Annotated in this window: 22 protein-coding genes and 1 pseudogene; 17 read left to right on the forward strand and 6 right to left on the reverse strand. The window is 67.0% G+C overall.

What is annotated here, in order from left to right; all coding sequences use genetic code 11:
* The first annotated feature begins 8 nt into the window (after nt 1-8).
* From JIM94_RS07430 to JIM94_RS07470, 9 genes and pseudogenes are all read left to right on the forward strand, one after another.
* Nucleotides 9-644: an ECF transporter S component gene (locus tag JIM94_RS07430; RefSeq protein ID WP_200251281.1), complete on the forward strand. Its 636-nt coding sequence runs from the start codon at nt 9-11 to the stop codon at nt 642-644.
* A 3-nt stretch (nt 645-647) separates the two neighbouring features.
* Entirely contained in the window at nt 648-2,189 is a 1,542-nt protein-coding gene (locus tag JIM94_RS07435; RefSeq protein WP_248702999.1) for an ABC transporter ATP-binding protein, read from the forward strand.
* A complete protein-coding gene (locus JIM94_RS07440; protein ID WP_200251283.1) occupies nt 2,182-2,940 on the forward strand; it encodes an energy-coupling factor transporter transmembrane component T family protein in 759 nt (252 codons plus the stop codon). Before JIM94_RS07435 ends, JIM94_RS07440 begins: the two co-directional genes overlap by 8 nt.
* On the forward strand, nt 2,940-3,485 hold the full coding sequence (locus JIM94_RS07445) for a nucleoside/nucleotide kinase family protein (protein ID WP_200251285.1): 546 nt from the start codon (nt 2,940-2,942) through the stop codon (nt 3,483-3,485). The genes JIM94_RS07440 and JIM94_RS07445 overlap by 1 nt, the downstream gene beginning before the upstream one ends.
* A gap of 29 nt (nt 3,486-3,514) precedes the next feature.
* Nucleotides 3,515-3,901 (forward strand): annotated as a pseudogene (locus JIM94_RS07450) (NUDIX hydrolase); the annotation flags it as partial.
* Between the two features lie 344 nt (nt 3,902-4,245).
* Nucleotides 4,246-5,844 (forward strand): peptide ABC transporter substrate-binding protein, encoded by a 1,599-nt coding sequence (locus JIM94_RS07455; protein ID WP_200251289.1) that lies wholly within the window; start codon nt 4,246-4,248, stop codon nt 5,842-5,844.
* Nucleotides 5,845-6,073: 229 nt separating this feature from the next.
* Nucleotides 6,074-7,000 carry an ABC transporter permease gene (locus JIM94_RS07460; protein WP_200251291.1) on the forward strand — a complete coding sequence of 309 codons (927 nt, stop codon included), beginning with the start codon at nt 6,074-6,076 and terminating at the stop codon, nt 6,998-7,000.
* On the forward strand, nt 6,993-8,000 hold the full coding sequence (locus JIM94_RS07465; protein WP_200251294.1) for an ABC transporter permease: 1,008 nt from the start codon (nt 6,993-6,995) through the stop codon (nt 7,998-8,000). The genes JIM94_RS07460 and JIM94_RS07465 overlap by 8 nt, the downstream gene beginning before the upstream one ends.
* 47 nt (nt 8,001-8,047) lie before the next feature.
* Nucleotides 8,048-9,730, forward strand: a complete 1,683-nt coding sequence (locus JIM94_RS07470) for a dipeptide ABC transporter ATP-binding protein (protein ID WP_200252137.1) — start codon at nt 8,048-8,050, stop codon at nt 9,728-9,730.
* A gap of 102 nt (nt 9,731-9,832) precedes the next feature.
* Here the strand turns inward: JIM94_RS07470 and JIM94_RS07475 are convergent, their stop codons facing one another.
* From JIM94_RS07475 to JIM94_RS07490, 4 genes are all read right to left on the reverse strand, one after another.
* Complete coding sequence (locus JIM94_RS07475) at nt 9,833-10,714, reverse strand: trypsin-like serine protease (protein WP_200251297.1); 882 nt, start codon at nt 10,712-10,714, stop codon at nt 9,833-9,835.
* 83 nt (nt 10,715-10,797) lie between these two features.
* Entirely contained in the window at nt 10,798-11,670 is an 873-nt protein-coding gene (locus JIM94_RS07480) for a formate/nitrite transporter family protein (protein WP_200251300.1), read from the reverse strand.
* A 178-nt stretch (nt 11,671-11,848) separates the two neighbouring features.
* A complete protein-coding gene (locus tag JIM94_RS07485; protein ID WP_200251304.1) occupies nt 11,849-12,391 on the reverse strand; it encodes a ribonuclease FAU-1 family protein in 543 nt (180 codons plus the stop codon).
* Between the two features lie 6 nt (nt 12,392-12,397).
* Nucleotides 12,398-13,144: an Rv1157c family protein gene (locus JIM94_RS07490; RefSeq protein WP_248703000.1), complete on the reverse strand. Its 747-nt coding sequence runs from the start codon at nt 13,142-13,144 to the stop codon at nt 12,398-12,400.
* Nucleotides 13,145-13,627: 483 nt separating this feature from the next.
* Here JIM94_RS07490 and typA point away from each other — a divergent pair, with 483 nt between their 5' ends.
* The 8 genes from typA (at nt 13,628) to JIM94_RS07530 (ending at nt 22,088) form a co-directional block, all read left to right on the forward strand.
* On the forward strand, nt 13,628-15,541 hold the full coding sequence (gene typA / locus JIM94_RS07495) for a translational GTPase TypA (RefSeq protein ID WP_200251309.1): 1,914 nt from the start codon (nt 13,628-13,630) through the stop codon (nt 15,539-15,541).
* A gap of 107 nt (nt 15,542-15,648) precedes the next feature.
* A complete protein-coding gene (locus tag JIM94_RS07500; protein ID WP_200251310.1) occupies nt 15,649-17,589 on the forward strand; it encodes an ABC transporter substrate-binding protein in 1,941 nt (646 codons plus the stop codon).
* Nucleotides 17,586-18,515, forward strand: a complete 930-nt coding sequence (mshB, locus tag JIM94_RS07505; protein WP_200251320.1) for an N-acetyl-1-D-myo-inositol-2-amino-2-deoxy-alpha-D-glucopyranoside deacetylase — start codon at nt 17,586-17,588, stop codon at nt 18,513-18,515. Before JIM94_RS07500 ends, mshB begins: the two co-directional genes overlap by 4 nt.
* Nucleotides 18,512-18,919 (forward strand): hypothetical protein, encoded by a 408-nt coding sequence (locus JIM94_RS07510; protein WP_200251322.1) that lies wholly within the window; start codon nt 18,512-18,514, stop codon nt 18,917-18,919. The genes mshB and JIM94_RS07510 overlap by 4 nt, the downstream gene beginning before the upstream one ends.
* 78 nt (nt 18,920-18,997) lie before the next feature.
* Nucleotides 18,998-19,315: a ferredoxin gene (fdxA, locus tag JIM94_RS07515; protein ID WP_198735573.1), complete on the forward strand. Its 318-nt coding sequence runs from the start codon at nt 18,998-19,000 to the stop codon at nt 19,313-19,315.
* Nucleotides 19,316-19,396: 81 nt separating this feature from the next.
* Nucleotides 19,397-20,512 carry a succinyldiaminopimelate transaminase gene (gene dapC / locus JIM94_RS07520; RefSeq protein ID WP_200251324.1) on the forward strand — a complete coding sequence of 372 codons (1,116 nt, stop codon included), beginning with the start codon at nt 19,397-19,399 and terminating at the stop codon, nt 20,510-20,512.
* Entirely contained in the window at nt 20,509-21,342 is an 834-nt protein-coding gene (locus JIM94_RS07525; protein WP_200251326.1) for a pseudouridine synthase, read from the forward strand. Before dapC ends, JIM94_RS07525 begins: the two co-directional genes overlap by 4 nt.
* Before the next feature lie 185 nt (nt 21,343-21,527).
* A complete protein-coding gene (locus JIM94_RS07530; RefSeq protein WP_200251328.1) occupies nt 21,528-22,088 on the forward strand; it encodes a GtrA family protein in 561 nt (186 codons plus the stop codon).
* Here JIM94_RS07530 and JIM94_RS07535 read toward each other — a convergent pair whose 3' ends face one another.
* Together JIM94_RS07535 and JIM94_RS07540 are read right to left on the reverse strand one after the other, a co-directional pair.
* On the reverse strand, nt 22,089-22,577 hold the full coding sequence (locus JIM94_RS07535; protein WP_200251332.1) for a hypothetical protein: 489 nt from the start codon (nt 22,575-22,577) through the stop codon (nt 22,089-22,091).
* Nucleotides 22,577-22,825, reverse strand: coding sequence for a helix-turn-helix transcriptional regulator (locus tag JIM94_RS07540; RefSeq protein WP_200252141.1), 249 nt, complete (start codon nt 22,823-22,825; stop codon nt 22,577-22,579). Before JIM94_RS07540 ends, JIM94_RS07535 begins: the two co-directional genes overlap by 1 nt.
* Between the last annotated feature and the right edge of the window lie 86 nt (nt 22,826-22,911).

The raw sequence follows: 22,911 nt of genomic DNA on the forward strand, positions 1-22,911 counted from the left end.
GAAAAACCATGAGCACATCCGTGCCTGAAACCCGTACACCGATCACCGTCACCGCATCGTCGGGAAAGAGCTGGCGGGTCATCGACATCATCGCACTCGCTGTCCTCGGCGTGGCCGCTGGTCTGGTCTTCTGGGCCTACAACGGACCCGGCGGCGCCTTCTACGAATCGATCAGCGCCGTCACCCCGGGATTCGGCGGACTCGCCGTCGGTCCCTGGCTCTTCGCCGGTGTCCTCGGGGGCCTGGTGATCCGTAAGCCGGGTGCCGCCCTCCTGTGTGAGGTCATCGCGGCCTCGGTGTCCGCGGGCCTCGGCAACCAGTGGGGGATCAGCACCCTCTACTCGGGTATCGCACAGGGTCTCGGCGCGGAGATCATCCTCGCCATCTTCCTCTACCGCCGCTTCGGACCGGTCGTCGCCGCCCTCGCCGGTGCCGGAGCGGGCGCCGGCGCCTGGATCCTCGAGGGGTTCCTCTCCGGGAACTTCGGTAAGTCGACCGAATTCCAGGTCACCTACCTCGCCACACTCCTTGTCTCCGGTGCGGTCATCGCCGGTATCTGCTCCTGGTTCCTCGTCCGCGCACTCGCGGCCACCGGTGCACTGGACCGCTTCGCCGCCGGGCGTGAACGCCAGCGGCAGGTCTAGACCGTGGCACCGGATCCGTCGACCGGTGCGGGCCACCGGGGAGCGGCGATCCGTGCGACCGGCTTCGGTTGGCGGCACGCAGGTCGCCTGCACCCCACCATCGCCGACCTCGATCTGGACGTCGAACCGGGCCAGCGCATCCTGCTGCTCGGTGAATCCGGCTCCGGAAAATCCACGCTCCTCGCCGCGATCGCCGGCGTCCTCGGTGGTGATGACGAGGGGGACCGGCAGGGCACGCTCCTCGTCGACGGCCGTCCACCGGAGCAGGCACGTGGCCTGGTGGGCATGGTTCTCCAGGACCCCGACTCCCAGGTCATCTCATCCCGGGTCGGTGACGACGTCGCCTTCGGCTGCGAGAATCTCGGTGTCGAACGCACGGAGATCTGGCGCCGTGTCGCCCACGCGCTGGAGATGGTCGGACTCGACCTCCCACTGGACCACCCGACCTCCGAACTGTCCGGAGGGCAGAAGCAGCGGCTGGCCCTCGCCGGGGTCATCGCCATGGGGGCGCGGCTGATCCTGCTCGATGAGCCGACCGCGAACCTCGACCCCGACGGCGTCGCGGAGGTACGGGACGCCGTCGACCGGGTGGTCCGGGAGACCGGCGCGACCCTCATCGTCGTCGAGCACCGTGTCGAGATCTGGTCCGGTGTCGTCGATCACGCCCTCGTGCTCGGTACCGCCGACCGTGGTCTGATCGCTGCGGGCCCCCTCGACGAGATCATCGCGACCGAGGGGCGGCACCTCGCGGCGAACGGCGTCTGGGTTCCCGGGATACCACCGGACCTGCCGGAGGCGAACCCCTTCGCCGGAACGGCGACCGAACCGGCGCTCCGCGCCGATGACCTCACCGTCGGATGGGCGGAGGGGAGGCCTGTGGGACCACCCCGGAACCTCGTTCTTCCCGACGGTCGATCCACCGTGGTCACGGGGCCGAACGGTGCCGGAAAATCCACCCTCGCGCTCACCCTCGCGGGTCTGCTCCCTCCACTCGGCGGAACCGTCCACGCGGGGGAGAGGGTCTCCGGAGGTCTGTCCGGAGGCCCCCACCGCTGGTCCTCCCGTGACCTCGCGACCCGGATCGGTTTCGTCTTCCAGGATCCCGAGCACCAGTTCGTCGCCCGGAGCGTCCGCTCGGAACTGCTGATCGGGCCCGCCGTCACCGCGGGACGGCGTGGACGTGTCGGACTGTGGAGGCGACTCACCGGCCACACACCCGCGGACGCCGTCACCGCAGCCGACCGGCGGCGGGTCGACGAACTCCTCGTGCGGCTGCGGCTCGACCATCTCGCCGACGCCAACCCGTTCTCCCTCTCCGGCGGCCAGAAACGTCGTCTGAGTGTGGCCACCGCACTGGTGACCGCACCGTCCGTGCTCATCCTCGATGAGCCGACCTTCGGGCAGGACCGGCGGACCTTCACCGAACTCGTGCTCCTGCTGCGCGAACTCGTCGACGGGGGCGTGACACTGGCGTCGATCACCCATGACCACCTGTTCGCCGGGGCGCTCGGTGACCACCGGATAGAGGTGGAGACCGATGCCTGATCTTCTGGCCCGCACGAACCCCGTGGCCCGGATCGGCGGTCTCGTTCTGTTGACCACACCGCTGCTGCTGTCCGTGGACATCGTGTCAGCGGCGTGCTGCCTGGCGTTCATCCTCATCGTCCTACCGTTCACCGGAACGGACATCAGACGGCTGCCGGTGCGGGCCTGGCCGCTGTTTCTCGCCGCCCCGCTCTCCGGTGTCTCCATGGTCCTCTACGGCAGACCGGAGGGAACCGAGCACTTCTCCTACGGCTGGATCCACGTGACGGACAACTCCATCCAGCTCGCGTTGGCGATCATGGTCCGCATCTTCGCGGTCGGACTCCCCGCCATCGTCATGATCGGGCGAACGGATCCGACGGACCTCGGTGACGGTCTGGCGCAGATCTGGCACCTCCCCGCGAAATTCGTCATCGGCACCGTGGCCGGGGTCCGACTGGCGACTCTCTTCAGACGGGACTGGCAGGCGATGGGGCGGGCCCGTCGGTCCAGGGGACTGGCCGATGACGGCCGGGTGGTCCGTGGGGTGACGATGCTCTTCGGCCTCCTCGTTCTCGCGCTGCGTCGTGGGGCGAAACTCGCCACCGCGATGGAGGCCCGTGCGTTCGGGGCCGACATCGCCCGGACCTGGGCCCGTCCCACCCGACTGCATCCGCGCGACTGGGTGCTGATGGGTGTCTGTCTCACCGTCTCCCTGCTCTCCCTGGGGATTTCGGTGGCGACCGGCGACTTCCGTTTCCTGGGGGTGTGATGGAGGGGCCGGTCCGACCCGACGCCGCGGTGGGCATTCTCGCCGACGCCTGTGCCTCCGGTGTCCGGACGGTCCTCATCGGTGGGCGTTCCGGTTCCGGGAAGACGACGCTGGCCCGCATGGCGGGGTCACGGACGGGACACCGGGTCGTGCACCTCGACGACTTCTACCCCGGGTGGGGAGGCCTCGCGGAAGGGAGCATGATGGTGGCCCGGGACGTTCTCGCCCCGGAGCGCCCCGGGTACACACGCTGGGACTGGGTCAATGACCGCCCGGGTGAATGGGTCGCACTCGACCCCCGGGAGGTCCTGATCATCGAGGGGGTGGGATCGTTGACCCCGGCGAACCTCCGGGCGGCGCGGCGTCGTGGTCGCTGTTTCACCGTACGGGTCGACCTCGACGGGACCGAGCGCAGGAAACGTGCGCTGGCCCGGGACCCGGGATTCGCCGAATGGTGGGGGTACTGGGCGGAGCAGGAGGAACGTCACGCGGCTGATCCGGGCAATGTGCTGGGCACCGTCGATCTCACCGTCCTGAGTGGGTGAGGGATGGTGTGCGGATAGTATCTGTCCACATGAGTGTCATCAGGATCGCCGCCGTCGTCATCCGCAACGCGGGAGGGGACATCCTCAGTGTGCGCAAGCGGGGAACCGTGGCGTTCATGTTGCCTGGTGGGAAGCTCGAAGCGGGGGAGACGGGCCGGCAGACGGCTGTGCGCGAAATCTCCGAGGAACTCGGAGTCGACCTGGATCCGGAGCTACTCGTGCCCCTCGGCAGGTTCGGTGCCCCCGCCGCGAATGAGGCGGGATGCAGCGTCGACTGTGACGTCTTCCTGTATCCGTCGCCGCTGGATCAGCTTCCGGAGGTACGGGCCGAGATAGAGGAGGCGCGCTTCTTCCGGGCGGACTCCGTTGATCCGGTGCTCGCACCGTTGAGCCGGGATGTGGTGTTTCCGGCGGTGCCCCGGTTCCCGGACGGTGCCGTCCCGGAACCGGGGCACCGGGACGGTGTGGGTATCTCAGATGCTGTCAGGGGCAACTCACGGCACGTTTACGGTCCGTCCAGTAACGATTCAATAACGGGTCGCGGGGTCGTTCCGGAGGTCTGACCCCTAAATCTGCTGGTCCTGTGCGGTGGTGGCGAAAATGGGGGAGTCGGTCGCGGAGGGGCGATGTGACAGTGCTGGGGCCCTGTCTCGATAATTGAGGTGGGTCACAGTTAAGATGACCCACAGTGAAACAGGCAGTTGACAACAAAACAACGCAACTGTCGGGTTCCCGTTCACTCATACTGGAGGTCCCCCGCATGACTTTGAAGAAGACCATCGCCGCGATGACCGCGGCCGCGCTCGCCGTTTCCGTGTCCGCCTGTTCGTCCGATTCCGAGGGCGGCAGCGGCTCCGACAGCGGTTCGGGCGGCAGCAACTACATCACGGCCTGGGGTTCCGAGCCGCAGAACCCGCTGGTCCCGCAGAACACCAACGAGACCGGTGGCGGCCGCATCGTCGAGAGCATTTTCGCGGGCCTCGTGTACTACGACGGTGAGGGCAAGGTCCACAATGATCTCGCCGAGTCCATCACTCCGGAGGACGGCAACAAGAAGTTCGTCATCAAGATCAAGGAGGGGGAGACCTTCTCCGACGGTTCCCCGGTCACGGCGAAGAACTTCGTCGACGCCTGGAACTACGCCGTCGAGAATGAGACCCTGTCCAGCTACTTCTTCGAGCCCATCGAGGGCTTCGAGGAGGGCAAGCCGCTGACGGGTCTCGAGGTCAACGACGACCACACCTTCACCGTGACCCTGAAGCAGCCTGAGGCGGACTTCCCGTTGCGTCTCGGTTACTCCGCCTTCTACCCGCTGCCCGAGTCCGCGTTCGACGACATGGACGCCTTCGGTCAGGACCCCGTCGGTAACGGCCCCTACAAGGTCGCCGAGTGGGCGCACAATGAGTCCCTGACGATGGTCCCGAATGAGAGCTACGACGGTGGACGCAAGGCACAGAACGACGGCATCGAGTTCGTCTTCTACCCGAAGCCGGACGCCGCCTACGTCGCGCTGCTGGACGGCAACCTCGATGTCCTGGACACGATCCCGGACTCGGCCTTCGCCAACTACAAGGATGAGCTCGACGGTCGCTGGGTCAATGAGCCCGCCGCCATCTTCCAGTCCTTCACCATCCCGGAGAAGCTCGAGCACTTCAACGGTGAAGAGGGACACCTGCGCCGTGAGGCGATCTCCATGTCCATCAACCGTGATGAGATCACCGACAAGATCTTCGACGGCACGCGTACCCCGGCGACCGACTTCTCCTCCCCGGTGATCGACGGCCACAGTGACTCCCTGAACGGTGCCGAGGTCCTCGAGTACAACCCGGAGAAGGCCAAGGAGCTGTGGCAGAAGGCCGACGAGATCTCCCCGTGGACCGGCCAGTTCACCATCTCCTACAACGCAGACGGTGGACACCAGGCGTGGGTTGACGCCGTCGCCAACTCCATCAAGAACACGCTCGGCATCGATGCCGTGGGTAACCCCTACCCGGACTTCAAGTCCCTGCGTGACGACGTGACCAACCGCACCATCTCCGGTGCGTTCCGTACCGGTTGGCAGGCCGACTACCCGTCCGTGGGTAACTTCCTCGCCCCGATCTACGGCACCGGTGCCGGTTCCAACGACGGCGACTACTCCTCCAAGGACTTCGACGACAAGCTGAGCCAGGCCGCCGGCGCCTCCAGCGTGGAGGAGGCCACCGACCTCTACAACGAGGCGCAGGAGATCCTGCTGAAGGACCTCCCGGTCATCCCGCTGTGGTACTCCAACGTCACGGCCGGCTGGTCCTCCGAGGTCGATGACGTCCAGTTCGGCTGGAACTCGCAGCCGATCTACTACCAGATCACCAAGAAGTAATCGACGGTACCGGCTCCACCGGTACCACCGACTCCTCACCGACCGTAGATCTCATCCGGTCGGTACGGGCCCAGCGCCCGACCGCCGGATGAGTTCCGTTCCCAGGTGAGCTGGGTTTACGCCAGGCCCCGGGTCTCCGTTTTCGGCGACCCGGGGCCTGGCGCGGTACCCCGGTCCCCTCCCGGTCCGGGTATGTTCCGCCCCACCTCCCTCGACAGAAGGAACCCCCATGCTGCGTTACGTAGGGCGCCGTCTGCTCCAGATGATTCCGGTCTTCTTCGGTGCGACATTCCTCATCTATGCGCTCGTCTTCCTCATGCCCGGTGACCCGGTTCAGGCACTCGGAGGTGACCGTGGACTCACCGAGGCCACCGCCGAGCGAATCCGGGCCGAATACAACCTGGACAAGCCGTTCATCATCCAGTATCTGCTCTACCTCAAGGGCATCCTGTCCCTCGACTTCGGCACCACCTTCTCCGGCCAGCCCGTCAGTTCCGTCATGGCCACCGCGTTCCCCGTGACCATCAAACTGGCGCTGATGGCCCTGATCTTCGAGACCGTCATCGGTGTCGGGTTCGGTTTCATCGCGGGTATCCGTCGCGGGGGCGTCTTCGACTCGACCGTCCTGGTCATCTCCCTCATCGTCATCGCCGTGCCGAGTTTCGTCATCGGTTTCGTCTTCCAGTACGTCGTCGGTGTGAAGTTCAGCCTGCTGCCGTCGACCGTCGGGCCCCATGACACGGTCAAGAATCTGCTCATGCCCGCCGCCGTGCTCGGTGCCGTCTCTCTGGCCTATGTACTCCGACTGACACGCCAGTCCGTGTCCGAGAACCTCACCGCCGACTACGTCCGCACCGCACGGGCCAAGGGACTGAGCAACAACTCCGTCATGGTCCGCCACGTGATGCGGAACTCGATGATCCCGGTGACCACGTTCCTCGGCGCCGACCTCGGTGCTCTGATGGGTGGTGCGATCGTCACCGAGGGAATCTTCGGCATCAACGGTGTCGGAGGCACCATGTTCAACGCCATCCTGAAGGGCGAACCGACCACGGTGGTGAGCTTCACGACGGTCCTGGTGGTCGTCTACATCGTGGCGAACCTGCTCGTGGACCTGTTCTACGCCGTACTCGACCCGAGGATCCGCTATGCATGACAACATTGACAAGCCATTGCCCAGCCCGACCGTCGATGACGCCACCGGCACACTGTTCCCCTCGACCCGTCGCGGACAGAACCACTTCATCGCGGAGACCGACGAAACCGGTCTCGGTGCCGTCGACGCCGTCGCCGACGAGTCCGCTCCGACGAGTGTGTGGGGTGAATCCTGGCGCTACCTGCGTCGCCGCCCGCTCTTCTGGGCCTCCGCGGTCCTGATTCTCGTGGCCGTGCTCCTCGCCGCGTTCCCCGGCCTGTTCACGTCGACCGACCCGACGCTGTGTGAACTGTCGAACTCCCTGGAGGGCCCGCGTGAGGGACACCCCTTCGGTTTCGACCGACAGGGCTGCGACATCTTCGCCCGCACGATCTACGGTGCCCGCGCGTCGGTGACGGTCGGTATCCTCACCACGGCGCTCGTCGTCCTCATCGGTACGCTGATCGGTTCACTCGCCGGATACATCGGTGGATGGGTCGACGCGATCCTCTCCCGTATCACGGACACCTTCTTCGCCGTCCCGCTCGTGCTCGCCGCGATCGTCGTCATGCAGATGTTCAAGGAACAGCGCACCATCATCACCGTCGTCCTCGTCCTCGGACTGTTCGGCTGGACCTCGATCGCCCGTATCACCCGTGGCGCCGTGATGAGTGTCAAGAACGAGGAGTACGTCACCGCGGCCCGCGCGGTCGGTGCGTCCCCCACGAAGATCCTCACCAGTCACGTGCTGCCCAACGCGGCCGCACCGATCATCGTCTACGCCACCGTCGCACTCGGTATCTTCATCGTGGCTGAGGCCACGCTGTCGTTCCTGGGCATCGGCCTGCCGACGACGATCGTCAGCTGGGGCGGGGACATCTCGAAGGCGCAGAGTTCCCTGCGCACCCAGCCGATGGTCCTCTTCTACCCGGCCATGGCTCTGGCACTGACGGTGCTGAGCTTCATCATGATGGGCGACGCGGTCCGTGACGCCCTGGACCCGAAGGCGAGGAAGCGATGAGTCAACCAGTGAACCCGACAAACCCGGACGCGGAGGGAACCCGCCCCATGGGGCACCGTCACGGCGACGAACCGCTGCTCGAACTGAAGGACCTCTGTGTCTCCTTCACCTCTTCCACCGGAACCGTCGAAGCCGTGCGGAACGTCAACCTCACCATCTACCCGGGGCAGTCCGTCGCCATCGTCGGTGAATCCGGTTCCGGCAAGTCGACCACCGCCATGGCGGTCATCGGTCTCCTGCCCGGAACCGGCAAGGTCACCGGTGGCGAGATCCTGTACAAGGGGAAGGACATCTCGACGCTCTCCTCGAAGGAGATGGAGGCCTACCGGGGCTCGGAGATCGGTCTCGTGCCCCAGGACCCGATGAGCAACCTGAACCCGGTGTGGCGCATCGGCACCCAGATCAAGGAATCACTCAGGGCCAACAACATCGCCACCGGTTCCGAGGCCGACAAGCGGGTCACCGAACTGCTCGAGGAGGCCGGCCTGCCGGACGCCGAGCGTCGTGCGAAGCAGTACCCGCACGAGTTCTCCGGCGGCATGCGCCAGCGGGCCCTCATCGGTATGGGGCTCGCCGCCCGGCCGAACCTGCTCATCGCCGATGAGCCGACCTCCGCGCTCGATGTCACGGTGCAGAAGCAGATCCTGGACCACCTCGGTACCCTCGCCGATGAGCTCGGCAACGCCGTCCTGTTCATCACCCACGACCTAGGTCTCGCGGCGGAACGCGCGGAACACCTCGTGGTGATGCACCGTGGTCGCGTCGTCGAGTCCGGTCCGTCGCTGGACATCCTGCGGAACCCGCGGCACCCCTACACCCAGCGTCTCGTGAAGGCAGCTCCGTCCCTGGCGAGTGCACGTATCCGTTCCGCACAGGAACAGGGTGTGGAGGCCCCGGAACTGCTGAACCACTCCTCCGCGGAGGTCGCGGAGGAGGTCATCCGGGTCGAGAACCTCACCAAGGTCTTCGACATCCGTGGTGCGAAGGGCGCCAAGAAGAAGTTCAAGGCCGTCGACGACGTGAGCTTCGGGCTCCGGAAGGGAACGACGCTCGCGCTCGTGGGCGAATCCGGTTCGGGCAAATCAACCGTCGCGAACATGGTGCTCAATCTCCTGGACCCCACCTCCGGCAAGGTGTACTACAAGGGTACCGACCTGTCGACGCTGAACCGTCGCGAACTCTTCGCGATGCGCCGCAAGCTCCAGGTCGTGTTCCAGAACCCCTACGGTTCCCTGGACCCGATGTACTCCATCTACCGGTGCATCGAGGAGCCCCTCAAGGTGCACAAGGTGGGCAACCGCAAGGAACGCGAGAACCGCGTCGCCGAGCTCCTCGACATGGTCGCCATGCCACGGTCGACGATGCGCAGGTACACCAACGAGCTCTCCGGTGGCCAGCGCCAGCGCATCGCCGTCGCCCGCGCACTCGCGCTCAACCCGGAGGTCATCGTCCTCGACGAGGCCGTCTCCGCACTGGACGTGCTGGTGCAGAACCAGATCCTCCAGCTGATGGCGGACCTCCAGGAGGAACTCGACCTCAGCTACCTCTTCATCACCCACGACCTCGCCGTCGTGCGGCAGACCGCCGACGACATCGTCGTGATGAAACAGGGACAGGTCGTCGAGTCCGGTACCGCCGACGAAATCTTCGCCGGTGCGAAGGAGGCCTACACCCGGGACCTCATCGACTCCGTTCCCGGTCTCGGGATCGAACTGGGCGTGTCGATCTAGGGGACGTTCGACAGGTCTCCGTACGACGAAGGCCCGGCTCCACACGAATGGAGCCGGGCCTTTTTCGGCTTTCCGGGGACTACCTCAGTGCGCGCGTCGCTTCTAGGAGGAACCGGCAGGCGGCACACCCAGCGGGATTCCGGCGGTGAGGAAGGACAGTTCCGGCGGAAGCTGCGGCATACTGCTGCCGAACACCGCCGGTACGGGGGGAAGCACCGGAGCGACCGTCGGGTACGCGGTGGCGTCGACGAGTGGTGCCGGGGAACCGGTGACAGCCGGACGCGGGGCACCGGAGTGACGGCTGATCCAGTCGAGGTTCTCCGCCACGGGGACGTACCAGGCGACCGTGCCTTCGACGGTGTGTTCCGCCCCGGCGTTCGACATCGCGATGACACCGGTGACCGCCCCGTCCATGAACACCGGGCCTCCGGAGTCGCCGCGTTGAATGCGCCCGCCGTCGACCCAGGTCTCCACCATCGTCGCTCCCCGGTCGGGGCTCGGAACATTCGTGACGCGCCGTTGGACGGTCACGGAGGACTCCTGCACGGGAGGTGCGACGCTGCCCCGGACACCGCCCCAGCCGACGGCCCGTCCGACGTCACCCGGCTGCATGTGGTGACCGGAGAGCGGTACGACCGGTGCCCCGGAGGGGCGGTCGAGCTTCACCAGGGTGAGATCCACCGTCGGGTGCATGATGACTTCGGTGGCGAAGTGGTGTTCTGAGCGGTAGGCCGGTCCGACGGAGATCCGCGAGGTGTTGCCCTGTCCGACACAGTGTTTCGCCGTGAGGACCCACTCCGGGGCGATGAGGGTCCCGGTGCAGCTCATGTCGCCGAGTTCGAGGCGGACGGCGGACGCGGCACGGGAGGGATGGGCGTTGTGGGCACCGATGATCGCACCCGCGGGGGCGGCTGCGACGACGGGGGAGAGCAGGGCGGTGCCTAGCGCGGTGGTTGCGACTACGCGGCGGATGCGGTGGGCCATGGGCGTCGGGTTCCTCTGGAGGTGGGTGACGGCGAAATGTTTCTGGAGTGACCCGTGTTCTTCATGGGTCTTTTCGGGCCACTCTACCGTCCGGCGTCGGCGGGTGCCTGTCCCCGGGTCCTGACGGAACCGTTCTTCTGGTCGAGAACGACCCGGCGTGCCTGCACGAAGCGCAGTGCCGAGACGAGGACGAGTCCACCGACGAGATTCGCCAGGGCGACCCACCAGACGAAGGTGAGCCAGTCGGTGAACGTGAGTCCCGATTCCCCGGTGAACAGTCCACCGAAGATGAACAGGGTGTCCAGGATCGAGTGGACGATGCCCGTGGCCGACAGGAGGAATCCGCCGATGGTGCTGGCCACGATCATGGGGAAGACCTCGTCGCTGAACTGGTGCATGCGTGTGACCAGTGTGAGGAACATGCCGCCGAGCGCGGCGAGGACGACGTGCTGCGGGTCGATCGGCATGAGGGCGTAGTGCAGCGCCTTCTCGATGAGGTACGGGTGCATGTCGGGGTAGGCGGTGACGAGGAGTTCCATGATGACCGCTGCGCCGATGATGTTCCCGGTGAACGTGGCCGCCCAGAACCTGAGGAGTCTGTGCAGCGGCATCTTTCCCGCGACCACCGAGGACACCGGAACGAGGAATCCCTCGGTGAACAGTTCCGAGTGTGCGAGGAGGATGATGACGAGGCCGATGGCGAACGCGAGTGACCCGAGCATCTCGCTGCCGGTTGAGGTGGTCACGATGTATTCGGCGAGGAGCCCGACCCCGACCTCGAGGGAGCCCATGACGCCGGTGACGACGAGTGCGGCCGGTGGGCGCGAGAGGCGTTCGGTGCCTTCGTTGATCTGTTTGATCATCGTCTCCGACAGGCCGTCGGTGTCTGTACCGCTGTGCCCGTTCCCCGGGGCGTCGGACGGGATGTTCTCGTGTGGGTCGTGGTCGTCGGACATGGGGGACTCCTTGGCCGTGTCGGCGCGTGACAACGTTCCCTCGTCCCGTTCGGGGACAGGGGCGGTGTTGCGCGGGTGGAGTCGGTCGGGCGGTTCCCGGCCGGTGGTGGGGAGTCAGTGTAGCCAGCCGGTGCACCGCCGGGGAAAGCGCGGGGAGACGGCGGGGGCCCGGGAAGTTCTATCCGGTCGGGGTGAGGGTGATGGTCGTGGGATCGGCCCAGTCGAGTTCGATTCCCTTGCCACGGAGCCAGGCCATCAGGTCGTCGTCGTTGCGGGTGATTCCCTCGACGGCGGTCAGGGTCGTGTCTATCGCGGTTTCCGCGTCCTCGGCGGAGATCAGGCCGGCGGAGGTGGCTGCGGCCAGTTCGTCGATGTCCATGACCTCGACGGGTTCTCCGGTGACGGAGACGAGGTCGACGTAGAGATCCCGGGTCCTCCACACGCCGTCCGGGGTGACGGTGATCTCCGCGACGTCGACGTAGTAGTCCTGGTGGACGTCGACACCGTCACGGAAGTGGAAGATGTTGACTCTTAGTCCCAGTTCGGGCAGCAGCCAGGTCTCGAGATAGCCGAATCTCGGATGATCGGCGCCCCGGGCCATGTAGAGCCCGAAATCGGTCGTGCGGTAGGTGTCGACGTCCCGGATGAAACCCTTGGGGTCGATGTTGGTTCCGCCGTCGATGTTGAAGCTCTCGTGCTTCACGGGGTGCAGATCGGTCATGGCTGGTCACCTCACGTCGAAGATGCCGGTGGTCGGGAGGAAGTTGCAGGTGGCGGTGTCGCCGTGCGTGTCGGTGGTGGTGATGCCGCCGTCGAGGAGGGCGACGACGGTCCCGGGGCCGGTGTCCGCGGTTCCGGCGACAGTGGCGGGTCCGTCGGGGTTGATCCCCGTGTATCCGAGGGGGGTCACCCCGGTCCGGAGGTTGCTGATGTTGAACCAGCGGACCTGCATGGACGTACGCTGTTCCTCGGCGACACGGTCCGTGCCCAGTGCGGTGAACACGAAGGTCGCGTGCCCTGCGGGGACGCCGGGGAGGGGGAGATCGGCGGGGCCCGGGACCGCGATCGCCGTGCCGGTGGCCCTGCTCTCACCGCCGATGCAGTTGTCCGCGACCGTCGGCCAACCGAACTGGGCGAACACGGGTGCGTCCTCGGGGAGGGGAACTCCGGGCTTGTCGCCGCCCTCGAAGAATCCGACCGCCGCGAGGAGCATGTCCCGGACCTTCTCCGGGATGAAGTCCTGTGCGGCGAAATCGCGGATCTGCCGGAGGATGTGCGGGGCGGGCCGGCCGAGATGGTCCAGCGGCGGCGGGGGCAGCTGGGGGAGTCCGGGGGTGCTGGAGCTGACGGGGGCGGAACCGGCCGGTGCGGGGGCCGCTGTCGCGGGAGTCGTGCCGAGTGCCGCCGTGGAGACGAGCAGTGCTGCGGCGGTGGTGGCGAGGCGGCGGGTGATGCCTCCGGGATTCTCTGGCACGGTGACGGGCTCCATCTGTCTGTCTGTCGCTGGGGTGGGGCACGGTGAATGGTACGTCGTCGACGGATCGGATCCGGCGGGCGGTACATCATTCACACGCGTAACATGCGTTACTCTAGCCCCTTTCATTTAGTTTTGCACCAGTGACAACGGGGTGGTGCGGGGTGCCGGGGCCCCGGGGGATGATGTCCCGTGCCGTGGCCGGTCGCGGTTGATGGTCGAACGGTGCCCGATGCGTGCGGGGTCGGGGCCGCCGGTGCTCCGCCACCGGTGATGTCTCCTGTGTCGGCGGCGGGGGGAGGTTCGTTACACCCCGGACGGCACCGCGCCGGACCACGGGGGCGTGGTGGCCTCCCGACGACGCACCCGAAAAAGGTGAAAGGTGCGGTGGTGGTGTCGATGCGGGTACGCTGAACCACCGATTAACACAGCGGAGGGCGCTTCAGTCCCTCCGTTCGCATTCCGCCAGGAGAGAAACCACCAGTGAGTACCACAGAGTTCCGTAACGTCGCGATCGTCGCGCACGTCGACCACGGAAAGACCACCCTTGTCGACGCCATGCTGCGTCAGTCCGGCGCCTTCGAGGAGCGCGCCGAACCCGTCGACCGTGTCATGGACTCCGGGGACCTGGAAAAGGAAAAGGGCATCACCATCCTGGCCAAGAACACCGCGATCCGTCGCAGGGGTGTCGGCAGGGACGGCGGAGATCTCGTCATCAACGTCATCGACACCCCCGGTCACGCCGACTTCGGTGGCGAGGTCGAGCGTGCACTGTCCATGGTCGACGGTGTCGTCCTGCTCGTCGACGCCTCGGAGGGGCCGCTGCCCCAGACCCGCTTCGTGCTGGGTAAGGCGCTCGCGGCGAAGATGCCGGTCATCATCGTCGTGAACAAGACGGACCGCCCCGACGCCCGCATCGAGGAGGTCGTCGACGAGAGCCAGGATCTGCTTCTCGAACTCGCCTCCACCATCGAGGACCCGGAGGCCGCCGAGGCCGCCGAGAGTCTCCTCGACCTCCCGGTCCTCTACGCCTCGGGCCGTGAGGGCAAGGCCTCGACGGTCAACCCGGGCAACGGCAACGCCCCGGACACCGAGAACCTCCAGGACCTCTTCGACGTCCTCTACAACGTTCTCCCCGAGCCCAGCGCGGACCTCGACGGCCCGCTGCAGGCGCACGTCACCAACCTCGACTCGAGTTCCTTCCTCGGTCGTATCGGCCTGGTGCGCGTCCACGCGGGACGTCTGAAGAAGGGCCAGCAGGTCGCCTGGATCCACTACGACTCCGAGGGCAACCAGCACACGAAGACGGCGAAGATCGCGGAACTGCTCCGCACCGTCGGCGTCAACCGCGTGCCCACCGATGAGGTCATCGCGGGTGACATCGCCGCCATCTCCGGTATCGAGGAGATCATGATCGGTGACACCCTCGCCGATCCGGAGAACCCGGTCGCGCTGCCCCGGATCACCGTCGACGAGCCCGCCATCGCGATGACCATCGGTGTCAACACCTCCCCGATGGCCGGTCGTGGCGGGGGCGACAAGCTCACCGCCCGCGTGGTCAAGGCGCGTCTCGACCAGGAGCTCATCGGCAACGTCTCCATCAAGGTCCTCCCGACCGAGCGTCCCGACGCCTGGGAGGTCCAGGGCCGTGGTGAGATGGCGCTGTCCATCCTGGTCGAGACCATGCGTCGCGAGGGCTTCGAGCTGACCGTGGGTAAGCCGCAGGTGGTCACCCGCACGATCGACGGTAAGCTGCACGAACCTTTCGAGCACATCGTGATCGACGTCCCCACCGAGTTCCAGGGGGCGATCACCCAGCTGCTCGCCGCCCGCAAGGGCCAGATGCTGTCCATGGACAACACCGGCACCGACTGGGTCCGCATGGAGTTCTCCGTCCCCGCCCGTGGCCTGATCGGTTTCCGCACCACGTTCATGACCGAGACCCGCGGCACCGGTATCGCGAACCACTACTCCGAGGGGTACAAGCCCTGGGCCGGCGAGATCAAGGGCCGTGCCTCCGGTTCCCTCGTCGCCGACCGTACCGGTCAGATCACCGCCTACGCCCTCCAGCAGCTGGCCGACCGTGGTTCCTTCTTCGTCGAGCCCGGTACCCAGGCCTACGAGGGGATGGTCGTCGGAGCGAACAACCGCGACGAGGACATGGACATCAACATCACCCGTGAGAAGAAGCTGACCAACATGCGTTCGGCCAACGCCGACGCCACGGTCACCCTCGCGAAGGCCCGGAACCTGACCCTCGACGAGGCGATGGAGTTCTGTGGTCAGGATGAGTGCGTGGAGGTCACCCCGGAGATCATCCGTGTGCGCAAGACCATCCTCAACGCCACGGAGCGCGGCCGCGCCCGGTCCCGCGACAAGCAGCGCAACAAGGGCTGATCCGGGCACCGACGACAGGCGCCCCCTCTCCGATTGACACCACGGACGGGGAGGGGGCGCGGTCGTGTGCGGGGCGTGGGGAGTGTCCCACGGACTAGGATGGGCGTGTGTCTGTTCTCTCGAGTTACGTCCCGGTGACCGGAACCCCGCACCGGGATCGGGGCGGCGCGTCCACGGTGCGGGGGCCCCGACCCCACCGGTCCCGTACCACGGTGGTGTGCGCTCTCTGCACCGTCATCGCCACGGTGCTCACGGCCTGTTCCACCGGTGAGCCCACCCCGCTGCCCGTGGATCCTGCGGCGGGAAGTTCGACGGTGCCACCGGAGTCGAAGCCGGACCGGTCCGGTCCGGTGACCCCGGAGACCCTGGCGCAGGAGATCACCATCGGGATCGACCCCCTCGACGGCGGATTCAACCCGCACCTCATCGCCCGGGACTCGGCCTTCGTCCAGGCGCTCGCCGATCTGGTGCTTCCCGGTGCGTACACCGACGGCGAACCGGACCCCGATCTCGTGGAGTCGGTGGAGTTCGTCGATCCGTCAGCGCCCGGTGTCGCGCAGACCGTGCGTTATCAGCTGAATCCCGCTGCGCAGTGGTCCGACGGTACCCCGATCACCGGCGCCGACTTCAGCTATCTCCGGGACGCCATGGTTTCCACCCCCGGCGTCATCGGTGCCGCGGGGTACGAACAGATCAGTGCGATACGGACGTCCGGTGGCGGGCGTACCGTCGACGTGGATTTCCGGCGCCGTGTCGCCGACATCAGCGGCCTGTTCGACCATCTCCTGCCGAGTCATCTGCTCCGGGACATGACGGACGGATTCACCACCGGGCTGAACGAGGGGATCCCGGCGGCGGGCGGCCGTTACACGGTGGACCTGGTGGACCGCCAACGTGGAGTGGTGACCCTCGTGCGCAACGACCGCTTCTGGGGGACGGAACCGGCCAGAACCGAGACCCTGGTTTTCCGGGAGGTCCGCTCCGTCCAGCAGGGCGTGCAGATGCTCCGTTCCGGGCAGGTCGGCTACCTCGACATCACCCCCGTGGAAACGACCTACGACGCCTTCAGTCTCCTCCCCGACACGGAGGTGTCGGTGCGGGAGCGGGCGGCGGCGCTCGAGCTGACCATGTCCGTCACGTCACCGATCCTCTCGACGGCGGCGCTCCGGAAGGAGTTCGCCGCTCTCGTCGACCGGGACCTCGTGGCCCGGCTCGCGACCGGGCGGAGCACCGATCTGGTGATCCCGGAGACCGTTCTCGGTGCCGGGCCCGGCGTGGATTCCTCCGGGGTGGGCGCGGGGGAAACCCCGACGGAGAACCGGACGGCGGATTCCGGGGTGTCCGGGCCCCCGGACGGGCCGGGTGGTGCCGGAACCGGGGAGACGACGGAATCCGGTGGGGCGCCGGTGCCTCCCGGTCCGACACTCGAATCCGCCATCCGCAACCGTCCGCTCCGTGTCGCCGCCGACCCGTCGGACCGGACCGCGACCGCTGCGGCGACCACCATCGTCGATCTTCTCGCCAGGAAGGGGGTCGACGCCGAGGTCGTGTTCGCGCCGTTCACCGAGATAGCCGGTGAGCTTCTCCCGTCCGGAGACGCCGACGCCGTCGTCGGCAGGCGACGGACCGCGACGGATGCGGTGTCTGTGGCGGACAGGTTCCTCTGCCCCGTGGCCGTCGATCCGACGGATGTGACGGCATCGACGGCGGGGCGCACCAACGACGTCTCCTCGATGTCCCGCGCACGGAGGTTGCCGATGATCCGTTCGGGGAACCTCTCCGGGATCTGCTCCCGGAAACTGGACGCCACGCTGTTGTCCGTGCTCGCCGGTGAGGTACCGCTCGCCGAGGTGCTCCCGGAACTCCGCGGGATCGAGGACGGTGAGGTGCTCACCGTGCCGCTGCTCGCCGAGACCCGCATCATCGTCCGGGGGCCCGGTATCGTTGTCCCCGACCGTGACATCGAGGAATGGGCGGCGCATCCGGGTGAGGCGACGAGTCTGCTGTCGACGGCCGCCGGGTGGACCGCCGAGGAGGAACAGAAGTGACACATGACCACGGGGACCTCGGTGGGCTGACGGTGTGCGCCGTTCACGCCCACCCGGACGATGAGGCGATCTGGACGGGCGGGCTGCTCGCGCACCTGGCCCACCGTGGTGCCGACGTCACCGTCGTCACCTGCACCCTCGGTGAACAAGGTGAGGTTATCGGAGCCCCCTACCAGGGGCTCGTCGCGGACGCCGCCGATCAGCTCGGCGGGTTCCGGATCGCGGAACTGGACGCTTCACTGGCGCACCTCGGCACCGCCGGGGTCCACCTCGGCGGTGCCGGGTGCTGGCGGGATTCGGGGATGGTCGGTGATCCGGCGAACGACCACCCCCGGGCGTTCGTCAATTCCGGTGATGCCGCGGTCGACCAGCTCGTCGACGTCCTGTGCAGCCTCCGGCCGCAGCTGATCGTCACCTACGGGCCGGACGGTGGTTACGGGCATCCGGATCACATACGTGCGCACGAGATCACCCACGCCGCCGTGGAGAGGGTGGTGGTGCAGGGGTCGGAGGGGGCGGCCCCCCAGCGGATCCTCTGGGCGGTGACGGACCGCACGGAGCAGCGGGCCGGGCTCGACGCCATCTCCGTGATCCCGGACGGCTGGCGGAGGGCGGAGGACGGGGAACTCGCCTCCGTCGACACCCACGACGCCGTGATCCGGCTGGATGACCGGTGCCTCGCAGCGAAGAAGGCCGCGATGGCGGCGCACGCGACACAGATCTGGTTCGCCGACGGAACCGTCAGTCGCGTCAACCCCGTCGCCGCATTCGCCGCCGTCACCGATCCGACGGTCGCCCCCGGGGTCTTCGCCCTGAGTAATCTCATCGCGCAGCCGCTGCTGCGTAACGAGCACTACCGGATCGGGTGGGGGAGCGCCCTGCCCGGGACGTCGGTCGATCCGCTGGAAGGGCTGGAGTTCCCGTGACCGTTGACACCCCGGCCGGACGCTACACCTACCGCGAGCACACGACGGGGGAGAAGGCCGTCGGACTCGCCTGGCTCTCGGTCGGCGCCCTCCTGTCCGTCCTGCTCGAGGTGGTGTACGTCGGTGCCCGGATCACGTTGCCGACGGGACAGACCGTCGCTTTTCCATTCACCATCCTCATCGCCTTCGGGTTCACCCTCGTGCTCTCCCGGACGGCACTGTTGTGGACGGAGAACCGCCTGGCCGCAGGTGTCCCTCTGGGGGTCTGGCTGGCCGGATACCTCGCTCTGCTGATCTGGCCGTCGGTCACGGGGGACGTCATCGTCGCCGAAACTCTGCGGGGTGTCCTCCTTCTGCTGGCGGGGGCGACCGGTGGCGGTTGGCCGTTGATACGGGGTAAGTGACACAATGGGGTCCGGCGACGGACCAGCCCCTGTCGTCCGACCACCCGAACCGTTTCCACCTGGAGCAACCGAACCACGATGACCTACGTAATTGCGCAGCCCTGCGTCGACGTCATGGACAAGGCATGTGTCGAAGAATGCCCTGTCGACTGCATCTACGAGGGAAAGCGCTCGCTGTACATCCACCCCGACGAGTGCGTCGACTGTGGTGCCTGCGAGCCCGTGTGCCCGACCGAGGCGATCTTCTACGAGGATGACGTCCCGGACGAGTGGATCGACTACACCGACGCCAACGCCGCGTTCTTCGACGATCTCGGTTCGCCCGGTGGCGCCGCACGCCTCGGTCAGCAGGACTTCGACCCGCCGCTGGTGGACAAGCTGCCCCCGCAGGCCTGACGTCTGAGCGGTGTGACAGCCCGGCGGGTCCGTGTGACCCGCCGGGCTATCCTCCGTCAGTGGGCGGGTATAAACGGTGGTATGGCATCTCTCACCCGCACACCTCCCGGAAACACCCTCCCCGACTTTCCGTGGGACACCATCGCCGACGTGAAGAACAGGGCGGCGCAGCATCCGGACGGCATCGTCAATCTCTCCGTGGGCACCCCCGTCGACGATGTGGCGGAACCGATCCGCGACGCGCTCTCCGCAGCCGCCGCCGAGCCGGGCTATCCGCAGACGACCGGCACCCCGGAACTGAACCGGGCGTTGGTTGAGGGACTTGCCCGTCGCTACAACATGACGGGACTGACACCGGAGTGTGTCCTGCCGGTCATCGGCACCAAGGAGGCCATCGCGCTGCTGCCGATGCTGCTGGGCGTCGGTGCGGGGCACACGGTGATCATCCCCGAGGTCGCCTATCCCACCTACGAGGTCGCCGCACTCATGTCCGGTGCCCGACCACAACGGGCGGATTCCCTGACGCAGATCGGTCCCGCCACTCCGACGATGATGTTCATCAATTCGCCGTCGAATCCGACCGGCAAGGTACTCGGCATCGAGCACCTGCGTAAGGTCGTCGGGTGGGCCCAGGACCGCGGCGTGATCCTGTGCAGCGACGAGTGCTACATCGGCCTGGGCTGGGACGAGGAGAACCCGCCGCTGTCCATCCTGGACGAGCGCGTCTGCGGAGGGGACCACACCGGTCTCATCGCGATCCACTCGCTGTCCAAGTCCTCGAACATGGCCAGCTACCGCGCCGGGGTGCTCGCCGGCGACGGGGAACTGATCGGTCAGCTGCTCGAGGTGCGCAAGCACTGCGGTCTCATGATGCCGGGGCCGATTCAGGCGGCCACGGTCGCGGCACTCGACGATGACGCCCAGGAGGCCGCCCAGAAGGAACGCTACCGGGCGCGCCGGGACAAGCTGTTCGCCGCTCTGACGGGCGCAGGCTTCACCGTCGACCACTCGGAGGCCGGGCTCTACCTCTGGGCCACCCGCGGCGAGGACTGCCGGACCACCCTCGACTGGTTCGCCGAACGCGGGATTCTCGTCGCCCCCGGTGACTTCTACGGTCCCAGGGGAGCCCGCCACGTCCGCATGGCGCTGACCGGTACGGACGAGCGTATCGATGCCGCGGTGGCGCGGCTGGCGTGAGCCGCCGTCCCCTCCCCGTCGTCGACGGTGTCTCACCGCGCCGGGTCATCCTCCGCGGGGTGGTGCCCGCCGACCGTACCTATGTTGCCGGTGACGCGGGTGACTCCCCCTTCCGGTTCGGTGAGACGATTCCCGCGGGCACGGTCCTCGAACGCCCTGTGCCCGCGTGGTTCGCCCCCGAGATCCCTCCCGAGCCACCGATCCCCTTCACCCATGAGGTGCTGGAGACGGGCGACCGGTACGTGGTCGTGGACAAGCCGCACTTCCTGCCCGCCACGACGAACGGGCGGATCATCCGGGAGACCGTCCAGACACGGCTGCGGGTGGAACTGGACAACCCGGACATCGTTCCCCTGCACCGCCTGGACCGGCTGACGGCGGGTGTCCTGCTCTGCTCGACGGACCCGGGGACCCGGGCCGCCTACCAGACGCTGTTCCAGCGCAGGCAGGTGACAAAGACCTATCTGGCCCGGGTGGCGGCGGAACCGCCGGTGGGGGAGGAGTGGATGACGGTCGACCTGCCGATGCGGAAGATCTCCGGTGAGCGGGCCGTGAGGGTCACCGGCGGTGGTACCCCGACGCGGACCCGGATCCGTCGGGTGAGCGACCGGCTGGTCGAGCTGCGGCCGGTCACCGGGCACACGCATCAGCTCCGTGTCCTGCTCGCGCACCTCGGGTGCCCGATCGTCGGCGATGACACCTACCCCGTGGACAGAGGCCTGGATCTCCTGGACTTCACCGGACCGTTGGGTCTGGTCGCAACCCGCCTGCAGCTGACTGATCCGGTCGACGGAAGAGCCCGGGACTGGCGGAGCACGCACCGACCGTGAACCGTGTCGACGGTGACGGTCGTCACGCGGGTGTGGCATCGGTCCCCGGAATGCGGGACCGGTGGGGCGTAGGAAGTAGAATGTCCCAGTTATCGGGTATCCGCGATGCGGGATGCCCAGGGGTCGTCCGACGGACGGACACCGTGCCCCGTTGTACTGGATCGATAAGGACACCCGTGCGCACCATGACGTCAACCACCGGCCGCTACGCCAACAGTCTCCGGCAGTTCATCAAGTTCGGTCTCGTCGGCGGTTCGGGTGTCATCGTCAACCTCATCGCGGTCGCCGTGGGCAAGAAGATCGCCTGGTGGTGGCACGGGATAACGGAGCACGACCCCTTCCTGAACCTCCTCGGTTCGGACTACAACATCCGCTGGTACCACGTGTTCCTGACGATCGCCTTTCTCGTCGCCAACGTGTGGAACTTCCAGCTCAACAGGTCCTGGACGTTCCGGTCGTCCACGCATCTGAGCTGGTTCCGGGAGTTCGTTCCGTTCCTGCTCACGGGCCTGGCGGCACTCGTGGTGAGTCTGGTGGTGGTGACGGCCCTGATGAACCCGGAATCACCGTTCGCGCTGCCCGCGCACATCTTCGACGATTCCTCCGGGATCCGGACCCGTTTCTACTGGGCGACGCTGATCTCGATCATGGTGGCGATGCCGGTGAACTTCGTCATCAACAAGTTCTGGACGTTCCGCTCGAGCCGTGTCGTGGCCGTCCGGGAGCCCACCGTCCCGGAGGCCTGATCAGTCGGCCCCCAGTCGTGCGTCGATGCGCCGGATGTCCCGGCGCCGGGCACGACGGATCAGTCTGGGGCCCGCCACGATCAGGGTGATGAGTCCGGCGCAGGCGCCGACGATCAATCCTTGGTGCCAGTCCGCGCCCCACTCCGGACCGTTCCGCCAGATTCCGGCCAACCAGAACGCGGTGAGGACACCCGTCACCGCGATCACCGGTGCCGGTATCCGCGGCGGTGCGGGGCGCGGTACCCGGCGGGTCAACCATGCGTTGGCGATCAGCTCGGAGCCGGCGAACGGGAGTACGGCGAGAAAGGACAGCAGCGCATATCCGGGTGGGAGGGCCCAGGCGAGAACACCCGCCGTGAGTACGGACAGCTGACCGCAGAGTATCCGTCCCAGTGTCTGCGACCTGTGGAACGTCCTGATCTGGAACTCGTCCTCGAACTGGTTCTCCGACCAGCGGATCGCGGTGTCCAGGTGTCGGGTGATGGTCATCATCGGTTCCTTTCGTGGGTGATGCCGGGGGCTGTCGTGTTCTGTTCGGCGCCGAAGACCTGTTCGACGGTGGCTCCGAGTTCGCGGCAGATCGCCAGCGCCAGGTGGACGGACGGTGAGTAGTTGCCCTTCTCGATGTTCGCGATCGTCTGTCTGGTGACGCCGACCCGCGCCGCGAGATCGGCCTGGGACAGCTCCGTCCATCGGCGGAGCTTGCGCACCAGGTTCTCTGTCGTATCCGGATCCATGGTCATAATGTAAAAAATAATTACCCTAGGGTCAAGGATTGTTTCCTGCATGGCCGGACGGCAAGGGAGCGGAGGGGACTGAAAAC

It is taken from the genome of Corynebacterium pygosceleis, assembly GCF_016595275.2.
Taxonomy (GTDB): Bacteria; Actinomycetota; Actinomycetes; order Mycobacteriales; family Mycobacteriaceae; genus Corynebacterium; species Corynebacterium pygosceleis.